This window comes from Parageobacillus sp. VR-IP, assembly GCF_013357975.1.
Taxonomy (GTDB): domain Bacteria; phylum Bacillota; class Bacilli; order Bacillales; family Anoxybacillaceae; genus Saccharococcus; species Saccharococcus caldoxylosilyticus.
The window spans coordinates 1-17,814 of the sequence record NZ_JABVYQ010000014.1; the positions used below are offsets into that span (position 1 = coordinate 1).

Annotated in this window: 22 protein-coding genes; 8 read left to right on the top strand and 14 right to left on the bottom strand. The window is 40.8% G+C overall.

Annotated features, from left to right (window positions below; translation table 11 throughout):
- A partial coding sequence (locus tag HT574_RS18920) for a PNPOx family protein (RefSeq protein ID WP_175245719.1) occupies positions 1-197 on the top strand: 197 nt, incomplete at its 5' end.
- Positions 198-290: 93 nt separating this feature from the next.
- On the opposite strand, the gene HT574_RS18925 is transcribed toward HT574_RS18920, so the two are convergent.
- Together HT574_RS18925 and HT574_RS18930 are read right to left on the bottom strand one after the other, a co-directional pair.
- The gene (locus tag HT574_RS18925; protein ID WP_061578722.1) at positions 291-722 is read right to left on the bottom strand and encodes a hypothetical protein; all 432 of its coding nucleotides are present in this window, start codon (positions 720-722) and stop codon (positions 291-293) included.
- Positions 723-1,284: 562 nt separating this feature from the next.
- The gene (locus HT574_RS18930; protein WP_175245753.1) at positions 1,285-1,719 is read right to left on the bottom strand and encodes a hypothetical protein; all 435 of its coding nucleotides are present in this window, start codon (positions 1,717-1,719) and stop codon (positions 1,285-1,287) included.
- 548 nt (positions 1,720-2,267) lie between these two features.
- Between HT574_RS18930 and HT574_RS18935 the strand changes: the two genes are divergently transcribed.
- Positions 2,268-2,771, top strand: a complete 504-nt coding sequence (locus HT574_RS18935; protein WP_175245754.1) for a hypothetical protein — start codon at positions 2,268-2,270, stop codon at positions 2,769-2,771.
- 16 nt (positions 2,772-2,787) lie between these two features.
- Here HT574_RS18935 and HT574_RS18940 read toward each other — a convergent pair whose 3' ends face one another.
- From HT574_RS18940 to HT574_RS18985, 10 genes are all read right to left on the bottom strand, one after another.
- Positions 2,788-4,296, bottom strand: a complete 1,509-nt coding sequence (locus HT574_RS18940; protein WP_175245755.1) for a hypothetical protein — start codon at positions 4,294-4,296, stop codon at positions 2,788-2,790.
- Between the two features lie 15 nt (positions 4,297-4,311).
- On the bottom strand, positions 4,312-4,989 hold the full coding sequence (locus HT574_RS18945; protein ID WP_254698727.1) for a hypothetical protein: 678 nt from the start codon (positions 4,987-4,989) through the stop codon (positions 4,312-4,314).
- A 21-nt stretch (positions 4,990-5,010) separates the two neighbouring features.
- Positions 5,011-6,054: a conjugal transfer protein TrbL family protein gene (locus HT574_RS18950; RefSeq protein WP_175245757.1), complete on the bottom strand. Its 1,044-nt coding sequence runs from the start codon at positions 6,052-6,054 to the stop codon at positions 5,011-5,013.
- The gene (locus HT574_RS18955) at positions 6,047-6,313 is read right to left on the bottom strand and encodes a hypothetical protein (protein WP_097354993.1); all 267 of its coding nucleotides are present in this window, start codon (positions 6,311-6,313) and stop codon (positions 6,047-6,049) included. The genes HT574_RS18950 and HT574_RS18955 overlap by 8 nt, the downstream gene beginning before the upstream one ends.
- A 20-nt stretch (positions 6,314-6,333) precedes the next feature.
- Positions 6,334-6,882: a hypothetical protein gene (locus HT574_RS18960; protein ID WP_175245758.1), complete on the bottom strand. Its 549-nt coding sequence runs from the start codon at positions 6,880-6,882 to the stop codon at positions 6,334-6,336.
- A complete protein-coding gene (locus HT574_RS18965) occupies positions 6,879-7,907 on the bottom strand; it encodes a M23 family metallopeptidase (protein ID WP_175245759.1) in 1,029 nt (342 codons plus the stop codon). The genes HT574_RS18960 and HT574_RS18965 overlap by 4 nt, the downstream gene beginning before the upstream one ends.
- A complete protein-coding gene (locus HT574_RS18970; RefSeq protein ID WP_175245760.1) occupies positions 7,904-9,757 on the bottom strand; it encodes a VirB4 family type IV secretion system protein in 1,854 nt (617 codons plus the stop codon). The genes HT574_RS18965 and HT574_RS18970 overlap by 4 nt, the downstream gene beginning before the upstream one ends.
- A 16-nt stretch (positions 9,758-9,773) precedes the next feature.
- Positions 9,774-10,820 (bottom strand): hypothetical protein, encoded by a 1,047-nt coding sequence (locus HT574_RS18975; protein WP_175245761.1) that lies wholly within the window; start codon positions 10,818-10,820, stop codon positions 9,774-9,776.
- A gap of 12 nt (positions 10,821-10,832) precedes the next feature.
- Positions 10,833-11,057 carry a hypothetical protein gene (locus HT574_RS18980; RefSeq protein WP_008881746.1) on the bottom strand — a complete coding sequence of 75 codons (225 nt, stop codon included), beginning with the start codon at positions 11,055-11,057 and terminating at the stop codon, positions 10,833-10,835.
- Positions 11,058-11,181: 124 nt separating this feature from the next.
- Positions 11,182-11,811 carry a hypothetical protein gene (locus HT574_RS18985; RefSeq protein ID WP_175245762.1) on the bottom strand — a complete coding sequence of 210 codons (630 nt, stop codon included), beginning with the start codon at positions 11,809-11,811 and terminating at the stop codon, positions 11,182-11,184.
- Between the two features lie 171 nt (positions 11,812-11,982).
- Between HT574_RS18985 and HT574_RS18990 the strand changes: the two genes are divergently transcribed.
- The 4 genes from HT574_RS18990 to HT574_RS20670 all read left to right on the top strand — a co-directional run bounded on the left by HT574_RS18990 (position 11,983) and on the right by HT574_RS20670 (position 15,137).
- Entirely contained in the window at positions 11,983-12,276 is a 294-nt protein-coding gene (locus tag HT574_RS18990; protein WP_254698728.1) for a hypothetical protein, read from the top strand.
- A 665-nt stretch (positions 12,277-12,941) separates the two neighbouring features.
- Positions 12,942-13,157 carry a hypothetical protein gene (locus HT574_RS20120; RefSeq protein WP_254698729.1) on the top strand — a complete coding sequence of 72 codons (216 nt, stop codon included), beginning with the start codon at positions 12,942-12,944 and terminating at the stop codon, positions 13,155-13,157.
- 150 nt (positions 13,158-13,307) lie between these two features.
- Positions 13,308-13,865 (top strand): MerR family transcriptional regulator, encoded by a 558-nt coding sequence (locus HT574_RS19000; RefSeq protein ID WP_175245763.1) that lies wholly within the window; start codon positions 13,308-13,310, stop codon positions 13,863-13,865.
- Between the two features lie 360 nt (positions 13,866-14,225).
- Complete coding sequence (locus HT574_RS20670) at positions 14,226-15,137, top strand: RepA protein (protein ID WP_483874553.1); 912 nt, start codon at positions 14,226-14,228, stop codon at positions 15,135-15,137.
- Between the two features lie 175 nt (positions 15,138-15,312).
- Here the strand turns inward: HT574_RS20670 and HT574_RS19010 are convergent, their stop codons facing one another.
- Complete coding sequence (locus HT574_RS19010) at positions 15,313-15,732, bottom strand: endonuclease domain-containing protein (protein ID WP_175245764.1); 420 nt, start codon at positions 15,730-15,732, stop codon at positions 15,313-15,315.
- Positions 15,729-15,959, bottom strand: a complete 231-nt coding sequence (locus HT574_RS19015; RefSeq protein ID WP_062756303.1) for a helix-turn-helix domain-containing protein — start codon at positions 15,957-15,959, stop codon at positions 15,729-15,731. The genes HT574_RS19010 and HT574_RS19015 overlap by 4 nt, the downstream gene beginning before the upstream one ends.
- A gap of 357 nt (positions 15,960-16,316) precedes the next feature.
- On the opposite strand from HT574_RS19015, the gene HT574_RS19020 reads away from it, so the two are divergent.
- Complete coding sequence (locus HT574_RS19020; protein ID WP_175245765.1) at positions 16,317-16,643, top strand: hypothetical protein; 327 nt, start codon at positions 16,317-16,319, stop codon at positions 16,641-16,643.
- A gap of 13 nt (positions 16,644-16,656) precedes the next feature.
- Positions 16,657-17,814 (top strand): FtsK/SpoIIIE domain-containing protein, encoded by a 1,158-nt coding sequence (locus HT574_RS19025; RefSeq protein WP_175245766.1) that lies wholly within the window; start codon positions 16,657-16,659, stop codon positions 17,812-17,814.

The window sequence follows — 17,814 nt, forward strand, 5'->3', positions numbered from 1 at the left end:
GTGTTGTCTTATTTGGAACCATTAGACGTATTGAAGATGATGCGAAAAAAGAATGGTTTTTTGACCGATTGCTTGAGAAGTATGGAAATCCAGAATGGTCTTTCGAAAAAGGATATCCAGCCCTTTCTAAAACAGAATTATTTGAAATACAAATTGATAAGATTACCGGTAAATTAAGTGAAGGATTAACACATTAAGCCAAGAGTTTAGAAAGAAAATGTTATTTAAAACCATGAAAAAAGAGGGCGAAATGCCCTCTGGATGACGAAATACAAATCATTCACTTTCCATCAATAAAAATTACTACGAACTGCGCGAATTTGGCCTTTAAAATAGTAAGATCGCCAACCATCAGCAATATCTACATAGTACGTTCCTGGAATCATATCATAGAAGTAAACAAAACCGTCGTAGTAAAATCCATAAAACTGTTTAAATGCTGTACAATTTCCGGTCGACGCACTGCACAATCTTGCATATAATCCGGTTACATCGGCTGGACGTTTTGCGACGCCGTTATTATAGTTCACATACCAGACGTCCCAGATGTTAAGAAAGATATCACGTTCAGTTGAAGTAGCATTCACGGTCAACTCATATTTTCCATCTTCTGTTCGCCAAGAAGCAGGACCAAATTGAGCGTCGGCATACGCCTGCGAAGTGAAGAAAACACCAAATGCCATCGCAAAGGCTCCAAGTGACGCCGCCAGCTTTCTGAACATACAGACCCCCCTCGACGATATGGTTACAATTCTATCAATCAATATATATTGATTTTCAATTTATTGCAATATTGTATTAGTTTAAATTTATTTAAATATTTTTTCTATTTAATATATATTAGTTTTGGAAACAGCTTAAGAGAACGGCTCGCTCAGAAGCTCTAGGATGGCTCCTAAGGCTTTTTATTTTGCATTTAAGAAACTATTAGCCACTCTATTGAACTACCCCCACTTCCACCGGCATTAGCCGGTAAATGGGGGTAGTTCAATGGAGCAACAGAAGCGATGATCGTAAAAAAATCACGTATTTTTGTGAATATACGTTTAAAACGCTATAAATGCCCTTTAGAGACGTTTTTCCTCTTCCGAATATAAAACCATTACTTTGCTGTTTAAAACGCGTTATACGCCAATCTGAGAAGCCGTTTTTTTAAGGGGGGCTGAAAAATTCAGGAGACCTCCCTTTTTCGCCTTCCGTGAAAGTATCGCTCGCAAGTCCACTACAAAACCATGAAAAAAGAGGGCCAAATGCCCTCATCAAGCAATCCGTTTTTGTAATAAATCAGTAAACATTCTGTACAGTCGCTCTGATTAGACCTTTGTAATAGTAACCCGGATCAGGGTCACGGATGTCAACATAGAAAGTACCCGGTTTCATATTCGTAAAATCGGCCCCAAATGCGGCATGACCCAAAGGATCCGTCAGATTCTTGAATGACGTGCAGTTCCCCGTGCTTGCATTGCAAAGTCGTACTTTCAAGTTTTCAGTCCAATAAGGGACTGCCTTACCTGTACTGTAGCTCACCCGATAGAGATCCCAGACTACCACGGTCACATCATTATTAGTACTGGTGGTAGTCAGTGTCAGTTCATATTTTCCATCCTCTGTCCTCCAAGAAGCTGGACCAAATTGAGTGTAGGCATACGCCTGCGAACCGAAGAAAACACCAAATGCCATCGCAAGGGCTCCAAGTGACGCCGCCAGCTTTTTGAACATACAGACCCCCCTCGACGATATGATTGTAATTCTATCAATCAATATATATTGATTTCCGATTTATTGCAATATTGTATTGGTTTAAATTTATTTCAATATTTTGTCTATTTAATATAGGGCTTTTTATTTTTTTCGCCCTTTTGCCTTCCGAATCTTAAAACAACGCAAGCCGACTAACCTTCTTGGCCGGCAGGACACCCGAACCTTTCCGGCCAGAAGGTAAGTCGGCGAGCCAAACAGTCAAGGGGCAAAAAACTTTTTCCTTTGATGAAAAGAATGTAGGAAAAACTTTTTTGCTGAAACCCTTGACTGTTTGGCTATGCGTGTTTTGCGCTTCTCCATGCCAAAAGGGCGAAATTGATCCCCCTTTGGGGAACTGAATCAATTCGGAAGGCAAAAGGAGGAAAAACGAATGAGTGTAATGCTAATCTTTATAACGCTTTGAATCACAGTGTTCTTATTTTTCCTCTTTGTGAACGAACCATTTCTGAACTCATTCGAAAGGAAAAGGGACTTTTTCAAAAGAATGTATAATCGGAGGGAGAGACATGAAAACTTGCCCATACTGCGGAAGTGGAGTGCAAAATCACCATCATCATTATTATTGTGGTTTTTGCGAAATGGAACTCGATCGAAGTGAAATCCAAGAGAACGGGAAAAGAAAAAATCTCCTTCCTCAACAGCACCCGACGATCGAAGACGCTAAAAAACCCACTCCTGAACTGATGAAACTCTCCACGATCGAACTCCTCTGTTTACTTAAGCTAGCTCGGAAAGAACGATCAGATACGTATAACAACCGGTACATTTTCATTCAGGCGCTGAAGCAAGGAGCAAAAGAATTTTCTGATGCAGAACAGTATACCTATAAAGAATACGAATACTGGACACGAAAATGCTTTGTCATCGAAAACCTCATTCGTGAACGAATCGGATTCATCCCTAAGAAAATCAATAAAGAGTTTATTCAAAATATGATACAACGGATGCAGCAACCCGTGAAAGACATGAACATCCAGCCTCCCAAAAAAGAAGTGGAGAAGGTGAAATGACCGCCTCTCCACTTTTCTAAATGTTGTTGATCGCTGTTTCCAGATGCTTAATCTGTTCATTCAGTTTTTTCACTTGTTCATCACGTTTTTTCGCGTCTTTTTCATTTTTTTGCACCTGTTGCACCTGCATTTTCAAATCCTCGACTTGTTTTTTCTTCATCTCGAAATCCTGGACTTTCTGACTCAGTTCAGGAGATTCCGCAGCCAATTTTTTAGCTTCATCCATTCTTCCCAAATGAAGATATGCGCTTAATAATTGGTTTTCTCGTCTGTCGGTCATTTTCACTTTGTCTTTTAATTGGACTACATCTTCCCATTTCTTATCTAAAAAAGCGACCTCATAATTAATAACTGGATTATCGATTTTACTTTGCAGCGTTCGTAGATCGTCGTACTTTTGATTACTGATTAAGTCGTTCACGACTTCTTCCGCATATTCCGGCTTCAGCTTAATCGCTTTTTCGGACTGCCCCGTCTCTTTATATAAACTCAACATCACTTTTTGGTCTTTCTTGCTTAGATTGTCATATCCGTATCGCTCTAACTGATCTAACGCTTCTTGTTCATTACCTGTTAATGCTTTCTGATAAACACCGACAAGCTTACTGGATGGAATGACTTCTGTTTGTTCTTGTTTAGCTTTTGCTTCTTCAGGTTTAGAAAAATCAAATGCCCCTGTTGAGTTTCCAATGAGAATGACCAAAGCGAGTGCCGAAGCAGAAAGATACACGTATTTATTATCCCAAAAAGACTTTTTCTTTTCATATGGTGCCGGAAGATTCGATTTTTTCTTGGAGAAACGCCAGACTGGCTGTTCAACAGTAGCAGCCGTTTCTTTTTTTGCGTTCCATTTTTCCGTAAAGGATACAAAGATGCTTGGTTTCGGCTGCTCTTTTTTCTCCTGTTCTAACTGACGTTCAATTTCCAAAATCGTATCTTCTACAACTCTCCCGATTTCACTAACGGATTTTCCGTGCAAAATGTTTTCCGCAAAACGGATGACGATCTCCCGTTGATCGATGAAATCAATCCGTCTTGGTTTCCCTAACACACGATGAAGCGTCGTCAAAGCCAGGATAATCGTTTCTTTTAGTCCGTCCACTACATCTTGCGATACATGAATCGGATGTTTATCAAATCCAAAGATGAACGTTTTAATTTTTCCGTCCGTCAAGTCCACAAGAAGGCTATTTTTATCCCACAAAACTGGTGTCTGTTCAATATTTTTCGCCAGTTCGACTAACGAACGCAGATAGTATAACTGTTCCTCAAACGGGAACTGCCGAATATAATGAAAAGCTTTCATTTCCTCCAACTGGAACGTGAAACAGAAGCGATTTCGTACTACTTCGAGGTTGCTCGCAAAGAGATAGTAAGGGGAATCCATTAGTTCTTTTCCTTTTTTTCTGTAAGATTCCTCTAATTCTCCTAAATCACTGGCTTCCGTATAGGCGATAGGGATAAAATACCGAAGCTCATTATTTTGTACCTCAACTTCGCCATATTTGTTCAGAGGAAATTGCATAAGTATCACCTCTCTTTATTGGATGTTCAGTTCTTCTTTTACTTCTTGCTGGATTTCTTTCCGATTGTATTCATCGTAATAAGCGTCTTCATCTTTTTTCTCCAAGTCCATTCCGATCAACATTGGCGCATCCAAAATATAAATTTCTCCGTCTGTTGTTTTAACGAAACGAATAAACGACTCTAACTCCACATCTTTTGAAGATGTATCGGATTTGGCCATGTACTTAATTGGTAGCGTTAATTCATGTACATCTAAATACTTGTAATAAATTTCTTGAAATTCATCGCCTAATTGAAAGCGATCTCGTCGAAGGATTAATTTGCTGTCTTCTTTCGTACGCTCAACAAAAGTCGTATCGTATTCTAAATTTATAAATTGTGTATCTGGGTGGATCAATTTTTGTTCACGAGCTTTTTTGGTTAATTCTTCGTAAACTGCTTTATATCGATCGTTGGGATAAATAGAACGACCATGAAATTCCGTGAGAAGGACAATGAATTTTTCGGCTTTTTCCTTTGCGATCTGACGATCTTTTCGCGTGAAGACGCTTTTTGCTTTTTCTTTCGAATTGTCTTCTTTCGCCTTTGTTTTTTCCTCTACCTTCGTACTTTGTACTTCTTTTTGATCGTTCTGACATCCAAACAGGAACATCAATGAAACAACTGTGCCGATTATCATCCATTTTTTCATGTCTATCATCCTCCTTAGCGTCTAGCGTCTTATCGCTACTCTGGCGATGGTTTTCGCTCCTGACATTACAGAGCGTGCTGAACCGGTGCTCAATCCCCATTGGCCTAAGAGGGATGGCAACGTCACAGCGAGAATGAAAAAGGCGGTTCCGATAAACAAATTCGTTGTGTCACCGAAATACTGCGGTCTCTCAAAAAAGCGTTGCAGCCCAATGGCCGTAGCGATCAATTGTAACGCCAGCGTGAGAAATGCGCTGATGAATTGTTTGAGCCAGAAATCAAAGAAGTTAAAAGTATCATTGACTTTCGTAACGATGGCGATCGGGCCGATAATGTACAAGATTGCAACGAGAGCGATTCGATAGAAAAACTGTAGCGCTAGAACCACCAGAATGATTCCGATGACTAAAACAGCGATGAAAGCGAAAACTCCAGGAGAAAGCAATATATTGGAGATCATATTCAATACCATATCCTTAGTTTGAATTGTGTCAATAATCTCAGACATGAGCTTTTCCTGGAAGTTTAAAATCCAATGGATGATGGATTCGTACAAGAACAGGAACACACAGATCACGAAGATACTTACGAGCTTTTCATTCATGACAATCGGGCCGTCATCTGCATCCGCCATGCGAAGGCTCATGATTTTTGTCATGCTAAATACGATAAAAATCGCCAATACCGTTTTTGATAATGCGAACAGTCCATCTTGGTATCTTTCATACAACGGATTCTGAATGATGTCTGTAGGGGAAATAATCGTCTTTTTCATGATTTCCTTAATGAATTCCATCGCTGAAACTCCCGTTTCAAAGATGAATTTATAGATATGGCAAGTAACCTGAAATTTTCCGCACTCAATCGTTTGACTGTTTTGATCGTAGTTTTTCAGAATCTCGATATAAGCGCTCATAGATTCATTCTCGTCATCTGAGTTTTTCGGTTCTTCAAAGAACATTTTGTTTTTTTCATAAAAATCTCCTGTTTTCGCCAAACTTGACGTTGGAAAGATCACCAAGGACAACAGAAATACAACGATTAGGACTCGAACAAATTTAGCCAAAGATTCTCCCCCCGATCTCTAGCAAAAGTAAAATGACGATAAATAAGAGAACTGTCCAACCCGCCGTCAATCGATATTGATACTCCCGAATTTCTTCTTCCGTCATTTCTGTGCGATACGTGAGGAAAAACTCTCTTTTCTTTCGTTCCACCGGCTTTTCATACAGCTTAAGTACAAAAGAGAAAAAACGATCGTAGACAGCGAGTATTTTTTGCGTGATCTCGTATATCTGTCTACGCCGTTCCGGCGTCAGTTTCACTTTTCCTCTCCCCCTTTTCTTTAATTGGCTTGGCCAGCTTTCTGCAGCGCTTCTTCAGCTTGTTTCCGCAACATTTCATCTCGACTGTCTTCAAGCAAAGCCATATCTATATGATCGACTTTCCACTCCCCAGCGTCTTTCACCCAATGAGAGTTGACCGTTAATGTATGAATATAGTCATCACCGTATTGATTAGGGTCACCTGTTTCATAGCGAATCTGTACAATGGCATACGATTCCGCCTCATCATCTTTATTTTTCTGCTTTTTTGTGAACAGCTGATGAATTTTAAATTCGTTTATTTTCGCCATGTTTTTTTCCGTTGGTTCTCCATGCTCTTTCAGTCCAGCTTCATATCGCGCCAGTTGTTCTCCGGTCAGATACTTTTTATGTTTCCCATAAACCAACGCTTCGATAAAATCCTCTGATCGTTGATTCAGCTTTTCGATATCTTGATACTTCTCAATCTTTTCCTTTGCTTCCTGAAGGTCCGTATACAAGAGGAAGCTAAAGCTTCCTGCAATCAATAGAAGAGCGACTAGCACAAGGTTAGTAACGGTGATTCTCATTCATCTTCCTCCTTCTTTGCTGGCTGGAAGTACGTCATTGGGTCTACTCTTTCACCATAGATGCCGTCTAGCTGAACCTCAAAATGCAAGTGGTATCCCGTTGAGGAACCGGTTGTTCCGCAAGTACCGATCTTCTGTCCTTTCTGCACCGTGTCTCCTACGTCTACATCCACATGTTCCATGTGGCCGTACAAGGTGAATTTATCGCCGTGGCTGATAATGACATGGTGTCCGTATCCGCCACCATATCCGGACTTCACGGACACTACAATTTGCCCCCTGTCAGCTGCATAAATTGCATCGCCTCGCGAACAAGCGAAGTCTGTTCCCTTGTGGAATTCCGTTCCTCCTCCGAACGGATCACTCCGATATCCAAAATTGGACGTGATGCTCATCGAACCGGTAGGCAGCGCGAATTCTCCTGTCCCCATGACTTCGCAGTTCATCGAAAGGCCGCCTAGTTCATTTGCGATATTGGTGACTACTGGCACCCAATTCGCGTTTAAATTCGAGGGGTCATTATTCGCTCCAATTGGAGCGTACTTTGCCCCGATCTGTTGAATCGTCACCAATCCTTGAGATATATAGACCCGATACAGGTTTCCTGCCATGAAATTGATGCCGTCTTCCAGACTATCAAATACTTTCAGCTTTCCAGTGTTCGGGTCCATAATGCCCCCAGGATTGTTTTTGGTTTTGATCGCATTGGATGTTCCATATCCGGTCTCATGAAGCGCAATGGCGATGAGTAGCACGGGATCAATACCGTATTTTTCAGCTGCACTCATGAACACATCTTTTTTTCCAGCAAAAACTCCGGCGTTAGATAACACTTCTTCAATTCTTGCTTCATCCACTTTCCCCTTCGTACACATCGCCATCCCGCCCGAAATATTAGAGAAGGTTTCTTCCTCTCCGAAAATTGCATTACTTATAGCCCCGATCAGTACAACCACACTTAGTATGCCTATACCCATCCATACAAGTGGTTTGCGAAGAAGAAACCAATAAACGACATCTCTCATAAAACCAACTCGCTTAATTTCTTCCGTTCAAACCATAGTTGTTTTTCAACATCCGTTAGCTGCACTTCCAATTTGATTTTTTTCGAGCCAACAAAATAAATGCCCTTACCTGCTTGCTCGTCTTTTCGCCCCTCAACGACCGTTAATGTCGTTCGTTCCTCTTCAGAAAATTGATGTCCAAGTTCTTTCTCCAAGAAGTTGATTTCTACTTCTTGCATCGGCAAATACAAACGTTGAATAGCTTGTGAAATGACAGCTTCCCCATAGTTTCGTTTATCATCTTTTGCAGAAAGAAAGTCTTTGATGGACTGGGTAGCCGGTGTCACACCACAATTAAATGACCGCAAGACTTTCATCATGAAATACACATATTCCATCGCCAGAGGCACTTTTGGGTCAGCGATAATATGTGCTTCGTCAATGTATACTTGCGTTGGATGCCGGTCGCCGTTTAAAATGTCATAATTGATGTGAGACAATAAATTGAAGTATACTACTCGTTGTGCTTTTTCCCGATTTTGAAGGTCAAAAATATCATAAGCGACAAGTGGATTCGACACATCCACGTTGGTATGCCCATTGAACACTTTGGCAAACATACCTTTCGCATAAGCGTGTAACGTGGTATGGAAGTCCCTTACGTGCTCATACTCTTCAGGGTTTGTTTCCTTGATTTCTTCAAGAAATTGATACAAGTCTTCCATGATCGGAAAGTCCGTTAACGTTAATGCGTTTACGTCTGTTTCTTCCGCGATGCCGAACTTGGCATATAGCTCAAGCAATAATTTTGACAAGACATCTTCCTGCAAATCTGTCATCTGCGGATACATGAGGCGAAACATCGTCAACAAGGTACTGATTTTAGCGATCAGAGGATTCCCTTCTTCTGTTCCATGTTGATTCTTTGGAATGTCAAACGGATTGATGATGTTCCCGCCTTTTAAGCTGATTTTCACCCACTCACCGCCAAGTGTACGAAATACCTCCCCGAATTCTCCTTTCGGGTCAATCACAATGATTCTGCGTCCTAACATGTACTTCCGCATCATATCTTGAAAAATGTAAGTGGATTTTCCCGAACCGGAAATCCCAATGACAAATTCATGGCGGTTTAACAACAAATCGTCGTCCACGATTACCACGTTGCCGGTTGTCATGTTGCGACCTTTGATAATGCCTTTTTCATCAAAAATCTCGTTTTCGTGGAATGGAAAGAAATAAGAAACAGCCTCGGCATTCATCGGGCGATATGTCAAGTCATATACTTTGTTTTTGCCGATTGGCAAGAAGCTATCAAACGCATCTTTCATTCTGGTTGTTGGGGTTAATGTTTTGGCAAATGGCCCGACGATGGCCTTCACTTGTTGAGTCAGCGCATCCAGCTCTTTCAGGTCGTTTGCAACAATGTGAATCAGCATTTGAAACATGAACATTTTTTCGTTCTTGAAACTCAGCTGATGAAGCAACATTCTGGCACTATCGATCTGCGCTTGTGCTTCGGCTTTTCCTGCATCATTGACGTATTTGGAATATAGTTTTTGACTGTTTTGCTTAATGCTCTCCGATAGATGTCTCCGCACTTCTGAAGAATCGTACTCTGTGATATACTGAATGACGCTAATGTTATCACTCAGATCATTTAGACGTTGAACATATTCTTGCACAATAATGGACGAATACTCTACAACCACAAGCGTTCGGGTATAGTTCGTACCCGAACGGACATAACTCTCTTTTTCTTCGATACTGTCAGGAGAAAGCAAATTCAAAATATGTTCATTAGCGTTGTGATACGATTCCTCCAAACTCTCTTCTTTCTTTTTTCGAAAAAAAGGAAGTGTAAGTCTCATCGTCCTTCCCCCTGGCTTAAATGATTTTCTCCGTTACTTCTTTCTCCCATCTCTTTTTCATCTCGATATATGTCTCTTTTCCCAACGTAATTGGGAATGTACTTGTTTTGATTTCCGCATTGACTTGTGCATTTTCATAGTCAACGCAGGTGTAGATGAGATGGAATAACTCTTCGTTATTTAGGATTTCTGCTTTCAGCTGAAAGCGACCGCCGAGCATATTCTCGATTTGAGAAACAAGAATTTTCGCTTGTCTGTCGAGTTCCTCTAGTACACTTTCTCTGTTTTGCGCTGTGAATGGTTTGGAGATAATGACATATCGGTTTCGAGATACCATGTTTTTAGACTTTTGAATATCGTCGATAAAATCAAGATATCCTTTCGCCAACAATTTTTTTGCCATATCTTGTTCTCGGAATGTCTGCTCTTGGATGAACAGGAAGTAGTTTTTCAAATTGACTGGTTGCGCGATCTGACTGATTTGTAGCGTTAGATTTTTTGGAAGGTCGTTGAGGAACGTTTCGTAGGCTTGAAAAATCATGCGTTTCTCTTTGTTATTTAGCAACGAAAGATTAATGCTCGACACTTTGATCACTTTGACTAATCGTTTGTCCGTTGTTTCGTAGCAGTCGGAATAAATGTTAGAAATGCCAAGCTGTTCACGAACATCTTTTTCCTTCTTCTTTCCCATCAGATCACCCTTTGTATATACGAACAATTTTTGACGGTTGTTATACTTAATGCGCCAAACAATCCGGTGTTCGAAAAACGAAATGTTCTTCCGATCGGGATGTTGAATCGTCAGCAACAGTAAGAACGTTGCCCAGGGCGCAAAGCAGACAATCACGTTTTGCGAATTAATGCCGATTCCCGTTCGATGGATGATATACAGTGCCACAATGCCAGCAATCAATAAAGGAAGGGAGATCAGCACGTCTCGATAACGAATGAAAGAGAGTAAATACTTTCGTGTATCAACGTTTAGAGGTAGCTCTATCTTCCCCTCTTCCCGCAACTGTTCCCTTCGTCCAGCGATCGACTGTGTTTCATATGCCAAATTCATTCACCCCTCCGATTAGAGGTTGCTTTGGAAGTAGTACACGATCGGGCGTGCAAGCAAGAACACAATCAACCCAGAGATGCACAAAAACAACCCCCGTTTGAACTTTGCTTGATTTTCTTCTCCACCAAATGCCGCCAATAGGCCACAAATAAGAATCCCAATGGCGAACAAGGTAATAAATGTAGACGTAATGTCTCCAAACAAAGAATTCAATAGCCCTCGGAGTTGGTCAAACATAGATATTCCTCCTTTTTAAATTCTTAAAAATTAACTCATTACCCTAAATTTTCTACATAATCTAATACAATTTTATCAGAATAAATTGGAAATGTAAAGAAAAAACAGCAAAATTTAGCTGTTTTTACAAAGATAAATCTTGACAAATCTGAGCTGCCACCAAGTTAAGAAAAAAACGATAAGACACATTCATCTCGATTGCCTTTTTTCGAATCATATCCTTCACGTTTTTCCCTAAGGTTAAATATAACAGCTCTGGTTCTTTAATATGGAACGACTTTACAGTTATTTCTTTATTTAAGATGTAGTATGAGAAGAGACTGTTGATAGAAATATATTGTTTCTCACAATACTCTACAATTTTATCTTTCACTGTCTTATCGAGCTTGATCTGCAAATAGTCTCGTTCCGTATTCACTTCTTTCTCCTCATCTATTTCATCTTTTGTTATGAAATAATGGTAATAACGATAGAAGTAGTCACAGATCAAGTAGCCAAAGAATAACCTTTTTGAAATACCATATCTAGATATGCGATCAATTTTTTTAGCAACGTGTTCGTTAATAGTCACAGTAGTCGCGTAATCCAGCTGAATAGATTCTTTTAGCTTTTCAATCTCATCCTGAGTATATGACTTATTAAGAATATCTGCTAGAGCAATGGAAATGACATTTCGTTTGCTTGTTCCCATTTTTTTTGCTGCTAATTCGATAAAATGATTAATTTCTTTATTGATGAAAATATTCAATTTCAAGAAACATCCCCCTCCCAAATTAGCTCTTTTATTCACCTAAGAATTTTTCGATAACTACAATTAAATTAAATAAACAAAAATTGTATTGGATTTTTATTTATATCTAAAAAAATACCATTTTTTTCATATGAGTTCAAACAAGAATTAAAACGACTCACACAAGACGAAGGAATGTCGCTTGAAAACGCGGTGAATGAAGCCATTAAGCGTGTCGAGGAAACGGAGGAAATCGCTCAAGAGCTAGACGTGCCTAGCGATATGACGCGCTATGACGACAAGCTAGATCAACTAATCGAGCGAATCGAACGCTTGGAAATGGTGAATCGTCAATTGATTGAGAAGCTCAACGAGCAGCAACGCTACATCAACCAACGGCTGGAAGAACGCGACCGAAAACTCATGGAATCTATTCACGCTATTCAAGATCAGTTCCAAAATGCATTTTCAACATTTACTATCTCATAGCGTACGAGATCGCACAGAAATCGCTATATAGCGCGTCTAAACCGTTGTATAACAAAGAAAAACTATGAAGAAGGTAGCTGATAGCGCTATGTCGGACAAAATCGCGTTTTATTCGAAAGACGTGTCGGATAATTTGGAGATTGCCACGTCAATTTTGCGGAAATGGAGCGCTATGCTCGAAGACGCCGGGTATCCGTTTAAGAAGAATGACAAAAGGACAGCGTCTCTATTACGAAGGCTATGTTAAAGAATAGTGTTGATTTTCTTATTGAACTAATAGAGCAGGTTAGTTGAAGAAGGAACATTCGGGTGTATCAGAGAATTACTCTTAATATATGGCTGTTTTCTAAACGTTTTTGCTATTAAACGAATTATCGTATTGATATGTTCGTCGGTTAAGGAGGAAATTATATGGATTGGTATATATGGGTCGCCGTAATTTTTGTTATTATGTTTGGAATTTATTTATCTAAAAAGAAATAAAGCTTGTTAAATTAACGGGTGCGTTAGTTTAACAAGCACACAAAAAGAACGCATAAAATAAGTCTTCTTTCTTTAGGTAAAAATCAATATCGAAATTTAACAGAGCCATTACGAAAAAGACCATCGCCGCCCTACGACATTTAAAACGACTCACACAAGACGAAGGAATGTCGCTTGAAAACGTGGTGAACGAAGTCGTTAAGCGTGTCAAGGAAACGGAGGAAATCGCTCAAGAGCTAGACGTACCTAGCGATATGACGCGCTATGACAACAAGCTAGATCAACTAATCGAGCGAATCGAGCGCTTGGAAATGGTGAATCGTCAATTGATTGAGAAGCTCACGAGTAGCAACGCTATATCAACCAACGGCTGGAAGAACGCGACCGAAAACTCATAGAATCTATTCGCGCCATTCAAGATCAGTTCCAAAATGCATTTTCAACATTTACTATCTCATAGCGCACGGGATCGCACAAAAATCGCTACATAGCGAGTCCGAAACGTTGTATAATAAAGAAAAACTGTTTGGAAGGTAGCTGATAGCGCTATGTCGGACAAAATCGCATTTTATTCGAAAGACGTGTCGGATAATTTGGAAATTGCCGCGTCAACTTTACGGAAATGGAGCGCCATGCTCGAAGACGCTGGGTACCCGTTTAAGAAGAACGACAAAGGACAGCGTCTCTATTACGAAAAAGACATCGTAGCCCTACGACATTTAAAACGGCTCACACAAGACGAAGGAATGTCGCTTGAAAACGCAGTGAACGAAGTCGTTAAGCGTGTCAAAGAAACGGAGGAAATCGCTCAAGAGTTAGACGTACCTAGCGATATGACGCGCTATGACGACAAGCTAGATCAACTAATCGAGCGAATCGAGCGCTTGGAAATAGTGAATCGTCAATTGATTGAGAAGCTCAACGAGCAGCAACGCTACATCAACCAACGACTGGAAGAACGCGACCGAAAACTCATGGAATCTATTCGCACCATTCAAGAACAGAAGCAGGCCGCGTTGGAGACAGCAGCGACAACGGAGGACAAGACAACGGAGGACAAAAGGACAAAAAAACGGGGATGGTTGTCACGAATTTTTGGAAAATAAATCTTGTCGCGACACAGGAAGTAATAGTAAAATATAGATAAGTTAATATGAACGGGACAAAATAAAAGAGCTTCCAAGCGCGTGTAAGTGGTGCTGCCAACACCCTTACACCGTTCGCCGTACCTACCCTACGGCAAACACCTGCTCGAAAGCTCCCTCATTAACCATGATATGCTTTGTCTCCATTTTAATGCATATCTGTGGCTAATGCAAGGGGTTATCCTTGGAAAATCTCGTTTTCCATATATTTTATTTATCATATTAAAGGATAAGAGCGTGTTTGCTGTGCTAAAAAAGTGCGGCGACACGCTCTTTTGTTTGTCCCGAAAAATTCGGGAGAAACGGGAGGAAAACGGGAACATGATGAAAGACGTCATTATTGATTTATTACGTTCGGATGGTTCAATTGTAGTGAATAAACGTTTGGCCAAAGCCATTGGATTGATGGAAGCTGTCGTTTATAGCGAAATTGTTAGCCTGTATAAATATTGGGCTAGTCGAGGAGGACTGGTAGACGGCGAATGGTTTTTCTGTACAGATGAAAAACTCTCAGAAAATACAACAATTCCAGAAAGAACAGTAAGACGAAAAGTAGCCGAATTAGTCAAGCTGGGTCTTATCGAAAAAGAACTAAAAGGCTTGCCAGCTAAAATCCATTATCGTATAACCGATAAAATTTTTGAGATTCTGGGGTTATGGCCAACCAAGGATGGCCAAAATGGCCAACCTGATAAAATCAATGTTTCTAGCGATAAAAATGCCGAAAAACCGCATGGTTATCAGGTTGGTCAAAATGGCCAACCAAGAATGACCAATTTGGCCAACCAAGAATGGCCAAATTGGTCACCTAATAATACTAATCTTAATAATACTAATCTTAATAATACTAATCTTAATAATACTAATCTTAATAATACTAATCATCATCATCCCCTGATCGAAGGATTCAACCAGCAACAATCTAATCTGATTCATGAGTTTTTTGAGAAACATGCGATTGATGATGATGATCTGAAAAATAAACTATTGGAGAAACTGAAAGGAAAACGATTCAAATACATGGCCTACATAGAAAAGACATTTGAAACTGTGAAAAACATGGTGGAATCTAATTCTAGTAAAGAGCAAACCATTGGGAAACAGGTACGTAAAGAATTAATTCCAGATTGGTTGAAGATGGACTACAACCAACCGAAGGATGATGAGGATTTCGACATTGAACAGGCACGACGGGAACTTGAGGAACGGTTGAAAAAATATAGAGACGAATAACCAATGAGACTAGCATCGATAAGACTCTTAACGACTCAATGAAGCGTGTGAAAACGAAGGCTAAAGCCGAAAAAGCTCGCCGCAAGCCAACCGAGGTGACAGACTATAAACCTGCCGGCTTAATATTTGGTACGATGTCACGAAGGAACCGGCGAGCGCCAACTTTTTCCTGGAGCTAGTTCTGTATTTCCTTTTCAATCTGCGCAATCACTTTCGGCAAGTCGTGGTAGATCATGCGCCCACTAAACCGTAGCACTTTCCAGCCATTTTTGCGCAAATAAGCGTCTTTTCGCCGATCATGGGCTTTTTGCTCAGGCGTGGAGTGATATGCTTTGCCGTCGCACTCTATGGCGATTTTATACACCGGTAATGCTAGGTCAATGCGGTACTTGCCGCAAGGTACTTGTGTTTGTACGTAATAACCTAGTATTCGAAGTGTATCGTAAAGGTGGCGTTCGATCGGACTTTCGCATTTTAAACGCTCTTGATCGACCAAAATGGTTTGTGTTTGTGGTCTCCTCAAATCGAGTACAAAGAAGACAATACCAACGATAATTAACCCGAAAAAGACAACGTACTCAATCATAGCTATCACACGTTAAAAAAGTCGTCCGGTACGTTTTTACCGAGTTGTTTCAGCGCTTTTTTAATCTTTGCTATCGTCGAGTGTTTAGGCCGATACGAGTCATCGTTACACAACCGCGAGATAGTGCCGCGACTTAGTCTTGACCGCCTTTCCAGCTCTAATTGTGATATTCCCTCGCGGTCAAGCCATTTGCCGAATTTACTCCGTTTCTTTCCAAGCCCTAGCCAATTGAACATGGTTATAAACCTCCTCGGTACCATTCTTGTCCGAGATGTCATTTTTTAAACCTAACGCAAAAAAGTGACAACTTGGACAAGCAGTGTCGCATAGGCTATTAACACAAAAGTGACGAAGCAATAACGTTGTAGCTTTCTCGTCGAATACTCGTTAAGGTCTGCCAATCAACGAAAAAGCAACGTTGTAGCAACGTTTCAATAACAATGTTTCGGAAATGTATTGCGACACAAAAGTAAGAGCAGAAACGCCGCAATAGCGCTAAAAAGCCGATTTGTTAAAAGAGAGAGCGAACGCGAACGACGGAAGGGGGAGCGCGAGGGGAAAACCAAACATTTTTTACCAGAGGAGGTGATAAGATGCTTCGGAAAAACAAAACGGAGACGATTGACTTTCGCGAGTTCATGGCCGGCAACCATCGCACGCCAAGACAACCGTCTCCTAATACAAGTATATACTCAATTTTTCCAGCAGCGATTACGCCCGGCTCGTTTTTTCCGGTTCACGACCCTGTGTTTGCGTTATTCTTGACCGGGAGTGCTGCAATTGCTGGCTCCGCCTTTTTCCAGCACTTTGCTGCAAAAAGTGGTTCACCAGCGATTTCGGAAGCAATCGGGGTGATTAGCAGATTCGTGTTTCCGGTAGTGGTCTACGGTGCTATTTTTTGGTTTTTCTTCACGTTATAAGGAGGGGGGTACAATGCAAAAGGTCTTTGAATTTATCGAGAGAAAACGGGCCAAATCAGCGCTCAAAAAGGCGTTTTACGATGCTAACTTATTCATTTCGTACAAAAATGGTGATAAGACATATAGGATATTCCCGAAGATTCACAGCGTTAAAATTGACGACGACCAAACGGAATACGTGTTTACATTGATAAACGGCATGGACCCGAAAGAGGTTAGCAAAAAAGAATACGTATTTATGCAACATTTCGGCGCAAATATCGAGCTAGACGGCGATCACAAAACGTTTACTCTCACCGTTTACCGTAAGACGTTCCCGAAAGAACTGAAATATAATTATGATGCTATTTTGCCGATAATCAATGGACTGCACTTGCCGATAGTAGCAGGAATGGATCGACATGGTCAATGGCACGTTTACGACGCAATTAATGAGCCAGGATTGCTTATATCCGGTGAACCAGGCGCAGGAAAAAGCTCACAAGTCCGCAGCATTATAACCACCTTAATTCAATACAAGAAGCCTCACGAACTCGAAATCTACCTCGGCGACCTCAAAATGAGCGAATTTCACCTTTTCTACGACATCGAGCATGTAAAGAGCGTTTGTATTTACCCAGAAGACTTGCGAAAAATGCTCACATACCTGACCGGAGAAATGAAACGGAGAGGAGAGCTGTTAAACAAATACCGCGTGACGCACGTTAACAAGCTGCCGGAATCGGAAAAAGTACCATACATTCTCATTTGCATAGACGAATTTGTCATGATTATGGACGACAAGGACATGAAAGCGATGTTGATTCAGCTCGTAGCGCTAGGTCGTGCGCTGGGCATGGTTTGCATATTGAGCTTGCAACGTCCGAGCCACGACATTCTCGACACGAAGATTCGGAGCTGTTTAACTGTCCGCATGGGCTTTCGTGTCAGTGATTTTTCCAACGCTAAAATAATCGGGACACCCGGCGCCGAGAAAATCGCAAAGGAGACTCCAGGACGTTTTCTTCTTAAACGAAGCGATATTATTGAGCTACAAGCGCCATTTCTTGACGAGAAACATGCCGAAAAGATTCTAGCGACATATAAGTCTTCTGACTGGAAAAATCGTTTTACGGGCGATTCTAGGATGTCCAGCGAGCCGTTAACGGACGACATTTTGGGGGGACTTTAA